The organism is Streptomyces sp. NPDC047043 (genome assembly GCF_040644055.1).
Lineage (GTDB): Bacteria > Actinomycetota > Actinomycetes > Streptomycetales > Streptomycetaceae > Streptomyces.
Map to the genome: position 1 here is coordinate 102,105 of NZ_JBEYVO010000004.1, position 17,017 is coordinate 119,121.

The window sequence follows — 17,017 nt, forward strand, 5'->3', positions numbered from 1 at the left end:
GGGTCAGCGGACGCTCACCCGCACCGGCCCGCCCTTCGGGTCGATCCGGCTCGTCCAGCCCGCCGAGAGCCGCAGGGTGCGGTTCGGTACGGCGCTTGCCACGCGCTCGCGGTGCAGGAGGCGGCCGTCCTGGACGACGTACAGGACCGGCCGGGTCAGGAAGGCGGTGGTGCGCAGGACGTACGGGTGGCGGTCGCCCGGGGTGACCCGGTTCGGGGCGATCCAGCGCAGGGGCGGGGCCACGGTCAGGGGGATGCCGGTCGCCCAGTCGGCTTGCGTGAGCCACTCCCGGACCGCAGCCGCCGCCCGCGCGCCCTCGCTGGCCGCCGTGGCCGCGCTCTCCACGGCATGCAGCATGCTGCCGACGGCGAAGACGCCAGGACGTGAGGTGCGCAGGGCGCCGTCGACGGCGGGGCCGCGCGTGCCGGGGTCGAGCAACAGGCCGCCGCGCCGGGCGAGTTCGTGGTCGGGGACGAAGTCGCCGGTGAAGACGACCGTGTCGCACAGCAGCGTGGCTGTACGGCCGTCGCGGTGGTGGACGCGCACGCCCGTCAGGCGTCCGTGGCCGAGGAGTTCGGTGACGGTGGTGTGGGTGAGCAGGGGGATGCCGTGGCGGAGGCGGGTCTGCTGCGCGCGGGCCGGGGTCGTCTGGGCTCGGGGCTGGTCGGTGACCATGGCGACGACGTCGGCTCCGGCGGTCCGTACGGTCTCGGCGGCCGAGTACGAGACGTCCTCCGCGCCGACGATCACTGCTCGGCTGCCGATCCGCTGCCCGTGGAGGTGTACGGACTGCTGGAGTTCGCCCGTGGTGTAGACGCCGGCGGGGCGGGTGCCCGGCACCAGGCGTGCGGCGCGCGGGCGTTCGCGGGCTCCGGTGGCCAGGACGATCGCACGGGCGGCGATGGTCTCCGGGCCCTGCGGGCCGACGGTGGTCAGGGCCAGGGCGCCCGCCCAGTCGAGGGCGGTCACACCGGTGCGTACGGCGGCTCCGGTGCGTACGGCCGCGTCGGCGAGCAGGCGGGCGTGGGCGGGGCCGGTGAGCGGGTGCAGCCAGGTGCCGAAGCCGCCGTGGGCGCAGTGCCGGGGGACCCCTCCGGCCTGCTGTTCGCGGTCCAGCACCTCGACGGTGCCTGCGCCCGAGGCGGCGAGGCGGGCGGCGGCCGCGAGGCCGGCGGGTCCGGCGCCCACGACAAGGACGTCCACCTTCCTCACGCCTCGGCCCCCTCGAACAGCGCCCGCACCGTCGCCCCGCAGTAGAACCCCTGGCAGCGGCCCGCCCGTGCCCGGGTGCGGCGGCGCAGGCCGTCGAGGGTGCGCGGCGGGATCGTACTGGCCAGGGCGTCGCGGATCTCGCCGCGGGAGACGCGCTCGCAGTGGCAGACGAGGGTGCCGTACTCCGGGTCGGCGGCGATGAGTCCGGGGTGTTGGTGGGGGCGTGGGAAGGCCTCGCCGAGGTTGGGCATGCGGACCGGTTCCAGGTCGCGCTTCGAGCCCAACTCGAGTCCGATGTCGGCGAGTTGGTCGACGACGTGGGCCGCGATGGCGAGCGAGGCGGTCAGGCCGGTGGAGCGGATGCCGCCGACGGTGACGTACGACTGGTCAGGGTGCGCGGTGATGCGGTAGTCCTCGTGTTCCGTGGCGGCGCGCAGGCCCGCGTAGACCGCGGTGACCTCCTCGTCGACGAGTTCGGGCAGGATGCGGCGGCCCTTCTCGCGCAGGAGGGCCAGCGCGACGGCGGTCGAACCGGTGGCGCGCTTGTCGTGCAGGTCCTCGGCGGTGGGGCCGAGGAGGACATTGCCGTACACGGTGGGGGCGACCAGGACGCCCTTGCCGAGTGCCGTGGGGACGGGCAGCAGGATGTGCCGGACCAGGGCGCGGGCGAACTTGTCGTAGACGATGAGCTGGCCGCGGCGCGGGGTGACGGTGAAGTCGTCGTGGCCGAGCTGCCGGTCGAGGGTGTTGGCGTTAAGGCCGGCGGAGTTGACCAGGTGGCGGGCGTGGAGGGTGCCTCGGGGGGTACGCAGGCGGTGGACGGAGCCCGCGTAACTTGCCTGCTGAACCGGCGAGTTGAGGTGGAGGTCGACTCCGTTGCGAACTGCTTGGGTGGCGAAGGCCAGGGTCGTCGTCCAGGGGCAGATGATGCTCTCGCCGGGGATGTGCAGGGCGCCCAGGGCGCCGGGGCCCAAGTGCGGTTCGCGGGCGTGGAGTTCGGGTGCGCCGATCAGGCGTGCTTCCTGGTAGTCGTTGCGCTCGGCCTTCTCGGCCAGGCGGGGCAACGCGGCGAGTTGGTCTTCGTCCCAGGCGACCAGCAGTGCGCCGACCGGTTCGACGGGGATGCCCGACTCGGCTGCGTACGCGGCGAGTCGGCGGGCGCCCTCGCGGACGAGCCGGGCCTCCAGGGAGCCCGGGACCGCGTCGAACCCGGTGTGCAGGATCGCGGTGTTGGCCTTCGAGGTGCCCTGGCCCACATCGTCCTGGGATTCGACGAGGGCGATGCGCAGGCCCGGGTGGTGGGCGAGGGCGCGGGCGATCGCGCTGCCGACGACTCCGGCGCCGATGATCGCCACGTCGTAGGTGGTCTGCGGGAGGAGGCCGGTGGTGGTGACCGTCATGCGGGCGCCGCCTTCGGCTCAGCGGGCTTCCTTTCCGTGGACCGCTGCAGCAGCGCGTTGACCTCTGCGCGGAAGCCCGCGCGGCGTTCGGCGGCCTCGTCGGCGGTGATGCGCGGTTCGTAGACGGCGGATGGTTTCCAGTCCGGCAGCGCTTCGGCGATCGTCAGCCCGGGCTGGGCGCCCAGCCGGGCCAGGGCGGCGACGCCGAGTGCGGTCGCGTCGGGCAGGGCGGAGACCTCGACGGGGCGTTGCAGCAGGTCGGCCTGGGTCTGCATGAGCAGGGTGGAGCGGGTCAGCCCGCCGTCGACGCGCAGTGCGGACAGGGGTTCTCCGAGGTCGGCCGCGGCGGCGTCGGCGAGTTCGGCGACCTGCGCCGCGATCCCCTCGCACAGGGCGCGCACCAGGTGCCCGGGGCCGGTGTCGAGGCCGAGGCCGGTGAGCGAGCCGCGCAGGTCGCCGCGCCACCACGGGGCGGCGAGCCCGGCGAGAGCCGGTACGAAGGTGACTCCGCCGCTGTCCGGGACGGTGCCGCCCAGGGTGTCGAGGTCGGCGGCGCCCTTGATGACGCCCAGGTCGGTGAGCCAGCGGACGGCGGAGGCGGCCGTGTAGACCTGGCCGTCGAGGCAGTAACTGGTGTGTCCGGCAAGGCGCCAGGCCACGCAGCTGACCAGGCCCGAGGTGCCGTGGCGTGGGGTGTCGCCGGTGTGGGCGAGGAGGAACGCGCCGGTGCCGTAGGTGCACTTGGCGCCGCCGGGTACGGTGATGCGCTGGGCGAGCAGGGCGGCCTGTTGGTCGACGGCGAGACCGGTCAGTGGGATCTCCGGTCCGAACTCCCTTGTCGCGGCGACCCGTTGGGCGTTGTCGACGACTTCCGGCGGTCGCTCGTCCGCCAGTCCGTAGAGGGCGAGGGCGCGTGGTGACCATTGTGTGCCGTCGAGATCGAGGAGCTGGGTGCGGCCGGCGGTGGCGGCGTCGGTGGCGTAGGCGCCCGTGAGGCGGTGGATCAGCCAGGCGTCGCTGGTGGTGACGACTCCCTCGCGGGTGAGGTGCCGTCGTATCCAGGCCATCTTCGGTGCGGCGAAGTACGGGTCGAGGGGCAGGCCGGTGAGTGTCTGCAACTCCTCGGCGTGCGGGGCGAGTTCGGCGCATATGGATTCGGCGCGGCGGTCCTGCCAGACGAGGGCGTCGGTCAGCGGGCGGCCGGTGTCGGGGTCCCAGGCGAGGACGGTCTCGCCCTGGTTGGCCAGGCCGAGCGCGGTGACGGGTTCGCGGGCCTCGGCGAGCGCCCTGCTGCCCGCGTCCAGCACCGAGCGGTACAGCTCCTCCGGGTCGACCTCCACCAGGCCGCCGGGCAGATGGCGGGGGTGGACTTCGGCGAACCCGGTGCCGATGACTCCGCGTTCGGGGCAGACGACCAGTGCCTTGGTGCCGGACGTGCCCTGGTCGACCGCGAGCACCGGACCCGTCATCGCTCCCTCTCCCCCTCGGCGATCACTGCGCGCCAGCCTGCCGCCGCGCCGCACACCACGTCAAGCAACCCCCAACCGCCCGCCACCTCACAGGTGTTCGAAAGCATGCGCAAACGGGTGGAGAGGCGGAACGTTGGCCTCTACAGTGACCGACCGAACCGACGCGCACTCCACAACTGCCGCCCACTGGAGGGCTGCACGTCCCGCCTACGATGCCGCCGGTCACGACTCCGACCTGCGCACGGCCCTCCAGGAGCTGCGCCGTACTGAACCTCTTCGGCGTCCGCCTGGTCGGCGTGCTCAACTCGATCAGCGTGTGGTGGCACCCGGCCGGCGTCGCGCTCATCGTCGGCGCGCCGGCGATCGTCCCGGACCACCACCAGTCGGCGTCCTTCGTGTTCACCAGGTTCGTCAACGACACCGGCTGGTCCAACCCCGTCTACGTGGCGGCGATCGGCCTGCTGCTCGCGCAGCCTTCTGCGGCCACGACGCCTCCGCCCACCTCTCCGAGGAGACCTCCAACGCCTCGGTGTCGCCCGCGCGAGGCATCGTGCGCTCCATCCGGGTGTCGTGGATCGCCGGTTTCGTCCTGCTCGCCGGTCCCTTCGCCATCCAGGACTACGAGGCCACCCGCGCCGGCGAGACCGGGGTGCCGCCGGCGCAGATCCTGCTCGACGGGCTCGGCACCGACGGCGCGAGCCCGCTGCTGCTCGTCGTGATCGTCGCCCAACTGTTCTGCTGCAACGCCGAAGTGGCTGCCGCCGGCCGCTTGGTGTTCGGGTTCAGCCGGGACCGGGCGCTGCCCGGTTCGGGCATGTGGCGCAGGGTCAGCAGCCGCACCCGGACGCCGGTCGCCGCCGTCTGGCTGTCCGTGGTCGTCGCCTGCCTGCTCGCGCTGCCGTCCCCGTACTTGGTCACGGCGTACGGCGCGGTCACCGCCATCAACGTCATCGGCATCACCGCGGCCTACACCATCCCCGTCCTGCTGCGGCTGCGCGGGGGCGACCGCTTCACGCCCGGTCCGTGGAACCTGGGCCACTGGAGCCGGCGGTCGGCTGGATCACGGCGGTGTGGGTGGCGTGTGTCACGGTGCTGTTCTGTCTGCCGCAGTCCTCGCCGGTGACGGTCGACTCGATGAACTACGCCGCCATCGCCCTGGCCGTCGTACTCGTACTCGCCAGTGTGTGGTGGTACCTCGCCCGCCGTTCGTACGGGACACCCACGACGGCCGCGTACGGCTCGGACCGGGACCAGGCGGAACTGGCGGAGGGGATCGTCTGAAACCGTGCCATCCGGACGCCCACCTGGTACGAACTCCTGTGCGGGATAAGGCAGGATGAGCCGCTGCACATCCCGAACTTGGAGGTAGCCGGTGAACCGAGCGCTCACCGTGGACGACCTGGTCATCGCCGGAATCGCGCTGGCAGCGGGCCTGTTGGCCGCGTTCCTGCTGCGCATCCTGATGCGCTGGCTGGGCAAGCACGCCGACCGCACCCGCTGGAGCGGCGACGACGTCATCGTCGACGCACTGCGCACGGTGGTGCCGTGGGCGGCGTTCGTGGGCGGTGCCGCCTCCGCGGGCGCGGCGCTGCCGCTGACCAGAACCGTCCAGAACCACGTCAACCAGGTGCTGACGGTGGTGCTCATCTTCGTCGTCACGGTGACGGCGGCCCGGGTGATCGCCGGTCTGGTGCGGGCGGTCACCACGTCACGTTCCGGGGTCGCCGGATCGGCCACGATCTTCGTGAACATCACCCGGGTCCTGGTCCTGGCGATCGGCTTCCTGGTGGTGCTGCAGACGCTGGGCATCTCCATAGCGCCGCTGCTCACCGCCCTGGGTGTCGGCGGTCTGGCCGTCGCGCTCGCCCTGCAGGACACCCTCGCCAACCTGTTCGCGGGCATCCACATCCTCGCCTCGAAGACCGTGCAGCCCGGCGACTACATCCGGCTGAGCAGCGGCGAGGAGGGCTACGTCGAGGACATCAACTGGCGTCAGACGACGGTCCGCGCGCTCTCCAACAACCTGATCGTCATCCCCAACGGGGAGCTGGCGAAGGCGAACATGACCAACTTCATGCGCCCCGAGCAGCAGTTGACGATCCTCGTCCAGGTCGGCGTCGCCTACGACAGCGACCTGGAGCACGTCGAGCAGGTGACCATGGACGTCATCGCCGAGGTGATGACCGGGGTCGCCGGAGCGGTCCCGGAGCACGAGCCGGCCATCCGCTTCCACACCTTCGGCGACTCCCGGATCGGCTTCACGGTCATCCTCGGCGTGGGCGAGTTCAGCGACCAGTTCCGCATCAAGCACGAGTTCATCAAGGCGCTGCACAAGCGCTACCGCGCGGAGGGCATCCGCATCCCGGCGCCCGCGCGGACCGTGGCCCTGCAGCAGGGGTCGGTGGCCATCCCGCAGCAGCGGACCGCCGAGGAGGTGGGCGACGCGAACGTCGCCCACCTCGACTGACGGATCAGAGAGTCGCCGAGTTCTCGTGCCAGTGCCCGCCCCTGCGGCTGTGCGGTGAGGCGAGCGCCGAGCTCACCGGCTTGACCGTCCAGTCCGGGTGGCCGGGCATACGCGGCGTCTTGGTGCCGTAGAGCCAGTCCCGCAGGAAGCCGGACTGGTCCTGGCCGGAGACCTCCGAGGCGACGGCGATGTAGTCCTCCGTCGTCGCCGAGGAGTTCCGGAACCGGTCCAGGAACCCGCGCTCGATGGCGTGGAACGTGTCCTCGCCGACCAGTTGGCGCAGCGCGTACAGGACCAGGACACCGCCCGTGTAGCGCTGGCTGTCGAAGAGGTTGACCGCGTTGGGCGCGGCGACCGGGCCCGAGTCGTGCCGCCACTGGTCGCCGAGGCCGTACGTGTACTTCATGCGGTCCTCGAAGGTGCTGTAGCCGAGGGAGTCGGTCCAGCCGCGCTCGTAGCGGTACAGCAGCCCGTAGAAGTCGGCGTGCCCCTCGTTGAGCCACAGGTCGGACCAGGTGGCCGGGCTGACCAGGTTGCCGAACCAGGAGTGGACCAGTTCGTGCATCATGTGCGAGCCGATCTTCTTCTCCTCCTGGAGCAGGAAGTTCGGCTTGTACAGGGTGAGGGTCTGGGTCTCCAGGCCGGTGAAGTCGAAGGCGTTCGCGTTGTCCGAGTTGCAGGGCAGCAGCCCGTACGTCTCGAAGGGGAACGCGCCGAGCCGCTGCTCGATCCACTCGACCAGGCCGGGCGTCAGCGCGAGGGCGGGCTCCAGCGCGGCGGCCCGGGCGGTGGGCACGACGTCGCGCAGCGGCAGTCCGTTCGGGCCCTGCCGGTCCTTGACGACGTAGTCGCCGACCGTGATCTGCGCCAGCTCGGTGGCCATCGGCTCACGGGAGACGTATGTGTACGCGGTCCGGTCGCCGTCGAGGCTCTCCGTGTCGACCAGCAGGCCGTTCGCGACACCGCGCAGGCCGTTGGGGACCGTGACGCGGAAGGTGAAGTCCGCCTTGTCCGACGGGTGGTCGTTGCAGGGGAAGACGGTGTGCGCGGAGTTCGGCTGCGGGCAGATCGCGAAGCCGTCCGGGGTGACGACCCAGGCGGTGTGCGCCAGGGTGCGGCTCGGGTCGGCGCCGTACTCGACGCAGACGGTCACGCGGGCCTTCGCGGGCAGGGGCCGGGCGGGCGTGATGCGCAGCTTCTCGTCCGCCTGCTCGAAGGCGGCGGTGCGGCCGCCGACGCGGACGGAGCGTATGTCCAGGCCGAGGGCGTCCAGGGACAGCCGGGTGAGCGGCTGGGTGGTGCGGATCCGCAGGGTCGCGGTGGCCTCGACGAGCTTGGTCGTGGCGTCGTAGGCGAGGTCGAGGTGGTAGGCCAAGGCGCGGTAGCCGTCGTTGCCGAGGCTCGGGAAGACGGGGTCGCCGAGGGTCTCGGGGCCCGGAGAGGCGGTGTCCTTCGGAGCTGCCTGGGCCGTTCCCCCCACGGTCAGTGCCGCGGCCGTACCGAACAGGGCGGCCGCAGGGGCCGTCACTCTGGTGCGATATCTCATGGTCAGCTTTCGCTCGGGCGGCCGGGTGGTCAGCTCCGGCCGTCGACGATCAGATGCACGATCTACATCCATGACCGTGAGAGCGGACGTTTGGTTGCACACCGGTGAGGTGTTCGGTGTTCCGGAGTGTGGGACGCGTGGGCGGACCCCTGTCGAGCCCGCCTCGATCACGAGATATCTTGATGTCGAGCAATGTTGCAGACGTGGAGCGGAGCACCCGGTGACTGACTCGACCATCTTCTATACGCACACTGACGAGGCCCCGGCCCTGGCGACGTATTCCTTCCTGCCGGTGGTCCAGGCGTACGCCTCGCAGGCGGGTGTCTCCGTGGAGACCCGTGACATCTCGCTGGCCGGGCGCATCATCGCCCTGTTCCCGGAGTACCTGTCCGAGGACCAGCGGATCCCGGACGCCCTCCACGAGCTGGGCGAGCTGGCGAAGACGCCCGAGGCCAACATCGTCAAGCTGCCGAACGTCTCGGCGTCGATCCCGCAGCTGAAGGCCGCGGTCGCCGAGCTGCAGGGCCAGGGCTACGCGCTGCCGAACTACCCGGACGACCCGAAGACCGACGAGGAGCGGGAGATCCAGGCCCGCTACGACAAGGTCAAGGGCTCCGCGGTCAACCCGGTCCTGCGTGAGGGCAACTCCGACCGCCGCGCCCCCGCCTCGGTCAAGAACTACGCCAAGACCCACCCGCACCGCATGGGCGCCTGGTCGGCCGACTCCAAGACCAACGTCGCGACCATGGGCGAGAACGACTTCCGCTCCACCGAGAAGTCCGCCGTGATCTCCGAGGCGGGCTCGCTGAAGATCGAGCTGGTCGGCGACGACGGCACCACCACCGTGCTGCGCGAGTCCGTACCGGTCCTCGAAGGCGAGGTCGTCGACGCCTCCGTGATGCGTGTCGCCGCGCTGCGCGAGTTCCTGACCGCGCAGGTCGCCAGGGCCAAGGCGGAGGGTGTGCTGTTCTCCGTGCACCTCAAGGCCACGATGATGAAGGTCTCCGACCCGATCGTCTTCGGCCACGTGGTGCGCGCCTTCTTCCCGAAGACCTTCGCGAAGTACGGCGAGACGCTCGCCGCGGCCGGCCTGACCCCGAACGACGGTCTGGGCGGCATCTACAAGGGTCTGGAGGCCCTGCCCGAGGGCGCCGAGATCAAGGCCTCCTTCGACGCCGAGCTCGCCGAGGGCCCGGAGCTGGCGATGGTCGACTCCGACAAGGGCATCACCAACCTGCACGTGCCGTCCGACGTCATCGTCGACGCCTCCATGCCGGCCATGATCCGCACCTCCGGCCACATGTGGGGCCCGGACGGCCAGGAGGCCGACACCCTCGCGGTGCTGCCGGACTCCTCCTACTCCGGCGTCTACCAGGCCGTGATCGACGACTGCCGTGCCAACGGCGCCTACGACCCGTCGACCATGGGCTCGGTCCCGAACGTCGGCCTGATGGCGCAGAAGGCCGAGGAGTACGGCTCCCACGACAAGACCTTCGAGATCGCCACCACCGGCACGGTCCGCCTCGTCGACCAGGCCGGCAACGTGGTGATCGAGCAGGCCGTCTCGGCCGGCGACATCTTCCGCGCCTGCCAGACCAAGGACGCCCCGATCAAGGACTGGGTGAAGCTGGCCGTCACCCGCGCCCGCGCCACCGGCGACCCGGCCGTGTTCTGGCTGGACGAGACCCGCGCGCACGACGCCAACCTGATCGCCAAGGTCAACGCCTACCTGCCGGAGCACGACACCGAGGGCCTGGACATCCGTGTCCTCGCCCCGGTCGACGCGACCAAGCTGTCGGTGGAGCGCATCCGCCGCGGCGAGTCCACCATCTCGGTGACCGGCAACGTGCTGCGTGACTACCTCACCGACCTGTTCCCGATCCTGGAGCTGGGCACCAGCGCCAAGATGCTGTCGGTCGTCCCGCTGATGGCGGGCGGCGGCCTGTTCGAGACGGGCGCCGGCGGCTCCGCGCCGAAGCACGTCCAGCAGCTGGTCAAGGAGAACTACCTGCGCTGGGACTCGCTCGGCGAGTTCTTCGCGCTCGTGCCCTCCTTCGAGCAGTACGCCACGGCGACCGGCAACGCCCGCGCCAAGGTGCTGGCCGACACCCTCGACCGCGCCACGGCGACCTTCCTCAACGAGGACAAGTCCCCGACGCGTCGCGTCGGCGGCATCGACAACCGCGGCAGCCACTTCTTCCTGTCCCTGTACTGGGCGCAGGAGCTGGCGGCGCAGACCGACGACGCGGACCTGGCCAAGGCCTTCGCCCCGCTCGCCGAGACCCTCTCCGCCAACGAGCAGAAGATCGTCGACGAGCTGATCGCCGTCCAGGGCCGGCCGGTCGACATCGGCGGCTACTACCAGCCGGACCCGGCGAAGGCCGCCGCGGTCATGCGGCCGTCCGCCACGTGGAACGAGGCGCTGGCGTCTCTCAGCTGACGCGAGGGGCCTGAAGGCCCGCCTCCAAGGTCTCCTGCCCCGGCCGGCACCGTGCCCGGCCGGGGCAGAGCCATGTCACGAACGGCGTACCACCACAGGTGGCCCACCGCCCGGATCGGTCTACTGGGCAGGGGGAACCGACCGGAGGAGGCATATCCCATGGCAGTTGTGTTGTCCTTGCGCTGGAGCGGGGTCACGCCCGAGCAGTACGACACGGTGCGGGACACGGTGCGCTGGGAGGAGCAGCAACCGGAGGGCGCCGTCCTGCATGTGGCCTGGTTCGACGGGGGCGCGCTGCACGTCACCGACGTGTGGAACAGCCAGGCGGCGTTCGAGCGGTTCTTCGCCGAGCGGCTGACGCCCGGCCTGAAGGAAGCCGGCATCGTCGGCGAACCCGAGACCCGGTTCTCGCCGCTCCACCGGCGTTTCGTGGCCTCCGGGGTCAGCGGCGCCGCCTGACGAGCTCCAACTCGAGCCAGCGGGCCAGGTCTTCGATCTCCCGGTCGATCTCCGCGCTCATCGCCCCGGTGAACGCAACGTCCTGGTGGACGGCGTCGACCCGCAGCACCCCCGCCTTGCGGTCGGCGGTGGCGTCGAGTTTGCCGACGAGACGGTCGCCGTACAGGATCGGCAGCGCGAAGTAGCCCCAGCGGCGCTTGGCTGCGGGCTTGTACATCTCCAGCTGGTACTCGTACTCGAACAGCTCTGTCGTGCGCCTGCGGTCGTGCACGAGCCGGTCGAACGGGGACAGCAGTGCCGCGCGTCCCTCGAAGGGGCGGCCCAACTGGGCAGGGTCCACCCGCCACTTGCCCCGTACGCCCTCGACCACGGCGGCTTCGCCCGCCTCGCCGACGTCCGCCGGCTCGACCTGGCACTCCGGGCCGCGGGCGCGGGCGATGCCGAGGGCGCGCAGCCGGCGCTCGTCGCGGATGCGCAGGGCCTCCTCGACCGGGATCGCCGGTGCGTCGGGGTAGACGCGGTCCGCCAGGTCCCACAGGCGGTCGCCGCCGGAGCGGCCCGCGACGGCGACCTCGCCGCGCTGCACCATGAGCTCCAGAAGCTTGGTGACATTGCGGTTGTTGGTCCAGCCGCTCGACTTCCACGGCTTGGCGCAGGTGTCCGGCAGGGCGCGGGAGGGCAGCGGTCCCTCCGCGCCGAGCCGGTCGAGGATGTCCCGGCGGCACGCGTCGTTGGCGGCCACCCAGGTCCGGTGGTACTCCCGCCAGGACGACGGCGTCCCCCGCTCGGGCCACTCGGCCATCTCCGCGCGGTACAGCGCGAGGTCCTCGGCGGGCCGGATCATCGCCTGCAGCTCCAGCAGCGAGCGCTTCTCCAGCGCGGCGCCCAACTGTGCCGGTGCATACGGCGATCCGAGCCGGCTCCACGCCACGAGGTCGGCGTTGGGTGCGATGGCGGCCGTCGGGTCGATCTGCAGCAGGGTCAGCCCGCGCACCACGGCCGGCAGCCCGTCCGGCCGTACGGCATCCAGGAGTTGGGCGCGCACTGCGATACGCCGGGCGTCGGTGCGCGAGAGCTCATGGACGGTCATGGCTCTGAGACTAGGCGAGGGGGCTGACAACGGCCCTCGGTCACTCTGCGCGACATTCGGATGTCGTTCGTGAAGTCTGCATGTCAGGCCGGACGGGACGCTGGTCCGCCCTGGTGGGCTGTGGTTCTCTCGTCGCATGACGGTGCTTGTGACCCGACGCCACGTCGACTACGTGCGTGTCACCACGACGGGGTGTCGTGCCGTGAGCTGACGCTCCGCTCCGGCCTTCCCTTCACCCCTCCGTCTTCCCGCACGAGGAGCACCATGAGCCAGCCCATCGACTCCGTCACCGCCGGTCACACGCCCGAGGAGGCGCCGGCCGGGCCCGACACCTCGGCCTGGTCGTTCGAGACCCGGCAGATCCACGCCGGGGCCGCGCCGGACCCGGCGACCGGGGCCCGGGCGACGCCGATCTACCAGACGACGTCGTTCGTGTTCCGGGACACCCAGCACGCCGCCGACCTGTTCTCGCTCGCCGAGCCCGGCAACATCTACACCCGTATCCACAACCCCACCCAGGACGTCTTCGAGCAGCGGATCGCCGCGCTGGAGGGCGGTGTGGCGGCCGTGGCGCTGGCCTCCGGACAGGCCGCGGAGACGCTCGCGATCCTGACACTGGCGAGCTCCGGCGACCACATCGTCTCCAGTACGTCGCTGTACGGCGGCACGTACAACCTCTTCCGGCACACGCTGCCGAAGCTGGGCATCGAGGTGTCCTTCGTGGACGACCCGGACGACTTCGACGCCTGGCGCGCGGCGATCCGGCCGAACACCAAGGCGCTGTTCGCGGAGACGCTGGGCAATCCGCGCGGCAACGTGCTCGACGTGCGGGCGGTCGCGGACGTCGCCCACGAGGCGGGCGTACCGCTGATCGTGGACAACACGGTCCCGACTCCCTATCTGCTGCGGCCCCTTGAGCACGGGGCGGACATCGTCGTGCACTCGGCGACCAAGTTCCTCGGCGGGCACGGCACCACCATCGCGGGTGTCGTCGTGGACGGCGGCACCTTCGACTTCGGGGCGCACGCCGAGCGGTTCCCCGACTTCAACGCGCCCGACCCGAGCTACCACGGCCTGCAGTACTGGCCGGCGCTCGGCCCGGGCGCCTTCGCGATCAAGCTGCGGGTGCAGCTGCTGCGCGACCTCGGCCCTGCCCTGTCTCCGCACTCGGCGTTCCTGCTGCTGCAGGGCGTGGAGACGCTGAGCCTGCGCCTTGAGCGGCACTCGGCGAACGCGCTGGCGCTGGCCGAGTGGCTGGAGCAGCGGGACGAGGTCGCCGCCGTCCACTATCCGGGACTTGAGTCCAGTCAGTGGTACGAGGCGGGGCGGACGTACCTGCCGCGCGGTGCCGGTGCCGTGGTCTCCTTCGAGCTGCGGGACGGCGTCGAGGCGGGCAAGCGGTTCGTCGACGCCGTCGAGCTGTTCAGCCACCTCGCCAACATCGGTGACGTACGCAGCCTGATCATTCACCCGGCTTCCACGACCCACAGCCAGCTGGACGAGGCGCAGTTGGCGGCGACCGGGACCTCGCCGGGTCTGGTGCGGCTGTCGGTCGGCATCGAGAACCTCGCCGATCTCAAGGCCGACCTGGAGGCCGGGTTCCGCGCGGCGAAGGGCGCGGCGTCCTGAACGTCGTACCCGCTACCGAGGTTCCTCTCCTGCCGGCCACCGGGGCCTGGCGGGAGGGGGACCCGCCGGGTCGGCGCCAGTGGTATGTCACACAACACCCGCTGCCGCTGGAGGCGGGCGGTGAACTGCCCGGCGTACGGCTGGCGTTCGAGACCTGGGGACGGCTCGCCCCGGACGGCTCCAACGCGGTGCTCGTGCTGCACGCGCTCACCGGCGACAGCCACGTCGTCGGCCCCGCCGGGCCGGGTCATCCGACCACCGGCTGGTGGGACGGCCTGGTGGGCCCTGGTCTGCCGCTCGACACCGACCGGTGGTTCGTCGTCGCCCCGAACGTGCTGGGCGGCTGCCAGGGCAGTACCGGACCGTCCTCGCTGCGGCCCGAAGGGCGGCGGCGCTGGGGCGGTGCGTTCCCGTTCCTGACGCAGCGCGACCAGGTCGCCGCCGAGACCGAGTTGGCGGATGCGCTGGGCGTCGAGCGGTGGGCGCTGGTCGTCGGCGGCTCGATGGGCGGGATGCGGGCCGTGGAGTGGGCGGTGACGCATCCCGAGCGCACCGGAGCACTGCTGCTGCTCGCCACCACCGCGGCGGCGAGCGCGGAGCAGATCGCCTGGGCCAACATCCAGCTGCACGCCGTCCGCAGCGACCCGCACTGGCGCGGCGGCGACTACCACGACGCCGCCCACGGCCCGCACGCCGGGCTCGGACTCGCCCGCCGCCTCGCCCATGTCACCTACCGCAGCGAGCCGGAACTACAGGTCCGCTTCGGCCGTACGCCCCAGGGCAGCGAGGACCCCTTCAACAGCGGCCGCTACCAGGTCGAGTCGTATCTCGACCACCACGCCGCCAAGCTGATCCGACGCTTCGACGCCGGCAGCTACGTCGTCCTGTCCGAGGCCATGAACGCCCACGACGTCGGCCGCGCACGCGGCGGCACCCGAGCCGCCCTGAGCCGCGTCACCGCCCCCACCCTGGTCGCCGGCGTCGACTCCGACCGCCTCTACCCGCTCGCCCAACAGGCCGAGTTGGCGGCCCTGATCCCGTCCGCGGACCGGCTGAGGGTGATCGAGTCGCCGTACGGGCACGACGGCTTTCTGATCGAGACCGAACAAGTCGCCGGTCTCGTCGGGGAGTTGCTGGTCTGAAGGCTCACCACTCGCGGGTGGCGATCAGTTTCTCCGCGTCCGCGTCCTGGAATCCGTAGGCCCGCGCGACGAACCAGAAGTCCCCGCCGATCTCCTCCCGGGCCACCGTCTCGATCTCACTGCCCGCCGCCTCGAACTCGGCCTCCAGTGCGTTGAACTCCTCGGTTGCTGCCTGGGTCAGGACGTAGAGCGCGCCGAGGTCGGCGGGCCGCTGCGCCTCGATGCGCTCGCACAGCGCCAGGAGGATCGCCCTGCCGCGGTCCAGCACGTGATCGGGGAAGTAGTCGTCCTCGTACAGCACTTCCAGAAAGGCGTGCTCGGTGATCCGCTGATTGCTGATGGGCATGCCAAACCGTACGCCCTGCGCATGGGCCTCCGCCCGCATACTGGCGCCATGGAGTTCGCCGTCTTCATGACCGTGCCAGGGCTCGTCATCCTGCTGACCGTCGTCGCCTTCGCCGATCAGCTCCTGCTGCGGGCCGGGCGGGCCGGGCTGCTTCCGTGGCGCAACAGCGTTCGGCAGGGGCAGATCTCGGCGACCGGCTTCGAGCAGCTCCATGCGAGCTTCTCGCCCGGGAAGCAGAGCGAGCTCAAGGAGCGACAGTCGGCGCTGGTCGTGCGGGACGAAGAGGAGGACGGGGCGCCGCCGAGCCGTACGACGGTGGACCTGGACGGTGGGCGTGCGGTGATCCGGATATCCAGGGGCGGCCGGTAGCGGGCAACCGGCAGACTCTGTGCTCATGGAGTTCTTCTGTTATCACCGTGACCGGACCGGCTCCCTCCCCTTGCGCCACGAGCTGGGGGAAGCGCACTGGTCGTACATGGACCGGTTCGCGAAGGAGCTGATCGCGCGCGGGCCCACCTTCGCCGAGGACGGTGAGACGCCCACCGGCAGTGTGCACATCGTCGACCTGCCGGATGCCGCTGCCGCCCGCGCGTTCGCCTTCGACGAGGTCAACTACCAGGCCGGTGTGTACCGGGACGTGCTGCTGCGCCGGTGGCGCAATGTGCTGGGGCGCACCATGTGGGAGTTCGGCGGGGGCGCCACCGGCGGCAACCGGTACCTGGTGCTCGGCCTCGGCTCCGGGCCCGCCGCCGACCTCGACCTGCCCTCCGAACGGGACGAGCTGATCGCGTACGGGCCGCTGCTGTCCGACGACGGTGACACCTGGCTGGGCACGGCCGTGCTGCTTCGCGCCCCGGACCCGCAGACCGCACGTGCCGTCCTGACCGCGGACCGGTATGCCGAGATCGAGGTCCACGCCTGGGAGTTCGGCGGGCGGCGGTCCTGAGGCGAGGATGCACCGGACGGAGATTGAGATCATTCGGTACGGCACCGACGACCTCCCGGGAGCAGCCATGCCGCACACCGACGCACCGTCCTTCGAACTCCTCCCCGGCGCCGACCGCTCCCCCGTGATCCTGCACGTGCCGCACTCCGCGCGGCACATTCCGCCCGAGGTGCGCTCCGGCATCGTGCTGGACGACGCCGCTCTGGAGCGGGAGTTGGACCACATCACCGACGCCCACACGGAGCAGCTCGCCGAGGCCGCGGGCGGGCTGGCACGCGTGGCTCCCTGGCGGTTCGTGAACCGGGCGTCGCGGCTGGTGGTCGATCCGGAGCGTTTTCCGGACGAGCGGGAGGAGATGCTGTCGGTCGGGATGGGGGCGGTGTACACGCGGACCACGCACCGGGAGACGCTGCGCCCGGCGGACACCGACCCCGAGCCGTTGATCGACCGGTACTTCCGGCCGTACGCGCAGGCGATGACCGACGCGGTGGCCGGCCGTCTGGCGGCCACCGAGCGGGCCGTCGTCATCGATGTGCACTCCTACCCGAGCGCCGCGCTGCCCTACGAGCTGCACGGCGAGGGCCCGCGTCCGCCCATCTGCCTGGGCACCGATCCCTTCCACACGCCGCCCGAGCTGCTGGCCGCGGCCGAGCGGGCGTTCGCGCCGGGCGGTGACACGGGCCTGGACAGCCCGTTCAGCGGGACGTACGTACCGCTGGAGTTCTACGGGAAGGACGCGCGGGTCGGCGCCCTGATGGTGGAGATCCGACGGGACACCTACATGACCGAGCCCGGCGGGCCCGCGGGCCCCGGACTGACCCGGCTGGCCACGGCGCTGGCCGCCCTCGTCGACGCCGTGTCGGGCTGACCT

At 71.5% G+C, this 17,017-nt stretch carries 14 protein-coding genes and 1 pseudogene; 9 read left to right on the forward strand and 6 right to left on the reverse strand.

Features of this window, described 5'->3' with window-relative positions; translation table 11 throughout:
* Positions 1-3 precede the first annotated feature (3 nt).
* From ABZ880_RS07580 to ABZ880_RS07590, 3 genes are read right to left on the reverse strand one after another with little or no spacing between them, the layout of a single operon-like run.
* Positions 4-1,212 carry an FAD-dependent oxidoreductase gene (locus ABZ880_RS07580; RefSeq protein ID WP_361258439.1) on the reverse strand — a complete coding sequence of 403 codons (1,209 nt, stop codon included), beginning with the start codon at positions 1,210-1,212 and terminating at the stop codon, positions 4-6.
* On the reverse strand, positions 1,209-2,612 hold the full coding sequence (locus ABZ880_RS07585) for an FAD-dependent oxidoreductase (protein WP_361258442.1): 1,404 nt from the start codon (positions 2,610-2,612) through the stop codon (positions 1,209-1,211). Before ABZ880_RS07585 ends, ABZ880_RS07580 begins: the two co-directional genes overlap by 4 nt.
* Positions 2,609-4,081, reverse strand: coding sequence for an FGGY family carbohydrate kinase (locus ABZ880_RS07590; protein ID WP_361258444.1), 1,473 nt, complete (start codon positions 4,079-4,081; stop codon positions 2,609-2,611). The genes ABZ880_RS07585 and ABZ880_RS07590 overlap by 4 nt, the downstream gene beginning before the upstream one ends.
* Before the next feature lie 260 nt (positions 4,082-4,341).
* On the opposite strand from ABZ880_RS07590, the pseudogene ABZ880_RS07595 reads away from it, so the two are divergent.
* Both ABZ880_RS07595 and ABZ880_RS07600 read left to right on the forward strand, forming a co-directional pair.
* Positions 4,342-5,362 (forward strand): annotated as a pseudogene (locus ABZ880_RS07595) (amino acid permease); the annotation flags it as partial.
* Between the two features lie 91 nt (positions 5,363-5,453).
* Entirely contained in the window at positions 5,454-6,548 is a 1,095-nt protein-coding gene (locus tag ABZ880_RS07600; protein ID WP_361258447.1) for a mechanosensitive ion channel family protein, read from the forward strand.
* Between the two features lie 4 nt (positions 6,549-6,552).
* On the opposite strand, the gene ABZ880_RS07605 is transcribed toward ABZ880_RS07600, so the two are convergent.
* On the reverse strand, positions 6,553-8,094 hold the full coding sequence (locus ABZ880_RS07605; RefSeq protein WP_361258450.1) for a M1 family metallopeptidase: 1,542 nt from the start codon (positions 8,092-8,094) through the stop codon (positions 6,553-6,555).
* A 220-nt stretch (positions 8,095-8,314) separates the two neighbouring features.
* Between ABZ880_RS07605 and ABZ880_RS07610 the strand changes: the two genes are divergently transcribed.
* Together ABZ880_RS07610 and ABZ880_RS07615 are read left to right on the forward strand one after the other, a co-directional pair.
* Entirely contained in the window at positions 8,315-10,534 is a 2,220-nt protein-coding gene (locus ABZ880_RS07610) for an NADP-dependent isocitrate dehydrogenase (protein ID WP_361258453.1), read from the forward strand.
* 159 nt (positions 10,535-10,693) lie between these two features.
* The gene (locus tag ABZ880_RS07615) at positions 10,694-10,993 is read left to right on the forward strand and encodes a hypothetical protein (RefSeq protein WP_361258456.1); all 300 of its coding nucleotides are present in this window, start codon (positions 10,694-10,696) and stop codon (positions 10,991-10,993) included.
* Here ABZ880_RS07615 and ABZ880_RS07620 read toward each other — a convergent pair.
* Positions 10,977-12,083 carry a crosslink repair DNA glycosylase YcaQ family protein gene (locus ABZ880_RS07620; protein ID WP_361258459.1) on the reverse strand — a complete coding sequence of 369 codons (1,107 nt, stop codon included), beginning with the start codon at positions 12,081-12,083 and terminating at the stop codon, positions 10,977-10,979. The genes ABZ880_RS07615 and ABZ880_RS07620 overlap by 17 nt on opposite strands.
* Before the next feature lie 264 nt (positions 12,084-12,347).
* Between ABZ880_RS07620 and ABZ880_RS07625 the strand changes: the two genes are divergently transcribed.
* Positions 12,348-13,712: a bifunctional o-acetylhomoserine/o-acetylserine sulfhydrylase gene (locus tag ABZ880_RS07625; RefSeq protein WP_361258462.1), complete on the forward strand. Its 1,365-nt coding sequence runs from the start codon at positions 12,348-12,350 to the stop codon at positions 13,710-13,712.
* Positions 13,709-14,854: a homoserine O-acetyltransferase gene (locus tag ABZ880_RS07630; protein ID WP_361259220.1), complete on the forward strand. Its 1,146-nt coding sequence runs from the start codon at positions 13,709-13,711 to the stop codon at positions 14,852-14,854. The genes ABZ880_RS07625 and ABZ880_RS07630 overlap by 4 nt, the downstream gene beginning before the upstream one ends.
* Positions 14,855-14,858: 4 nt before the next feature.
* On the opposite strand, the gene ABZ880_RS07635 is transcribed toward ABZ880_RS07630, so the two are convergent.
* Positions 14,859-15,200, reverse strand: coding sequence for a DUF5713 family protein (locus ABZ880_RS07635; RefSeq protein WP_361258465.1), 342 nt, complete (start codon positions 15,198-15,200; stop codon positions 14,859-14,861).
* Positions 15,201-15,248: 48 nt separating this feature from the next.
* Here ABZ880_RS07635 and ABZ880_RS07640 point away from each other — a divergent pair, with 48 nt between their 5' ends.
* The 3 genes from ABZ880_RS07640 to ABZ880_RS07650 all read left to right on the forward strand — a co-directional run bounded on the left by ABZ880_RS07640 (position 15,249) and on the right by ABZ880_RS07650 (position 17,014).
* Positions 15,249-15,569 (forward strand): DUF6191 domain-containing protein, encoded by a 321-nt coding sequence (locus ABZ880_RS07640; RefSeq protein WP_361258468.1) that lies wholly within the window; start codon positions 15,249-15,251, stop codon positions 15,567-15,569.
* 25 nt (positions 15,570-15,594) lie between these two features.
* Positions 15,595-16,146 (forward strand): YciI family protein, encoded by a 552-nt coding sequence (locus ABZ880_RS07645; protein WP_361258471.1) that lies wholly within the window; start codon positions 15,595-15,597, stop codon positions 16,144-16,146.
* A 67-nt stretch (positions 16,147-16,213) separates the two neighbouring features.
* Positions 16,214-17,014 carry an N-formylglutamate amidohydrolase gene (locus ABZ880_RS07650; RefSeq protein ID WP_361258474.1) on the forward strand — a complete coding sequence of 267 codons (801 nt, stop codon included), beginning with the start codon at positions 16,214-16,216 and terminating at the stop codon, positions 17,012-17,014.
* Positions 17,015-17,017: the final 3 nt, after the last annotated feature.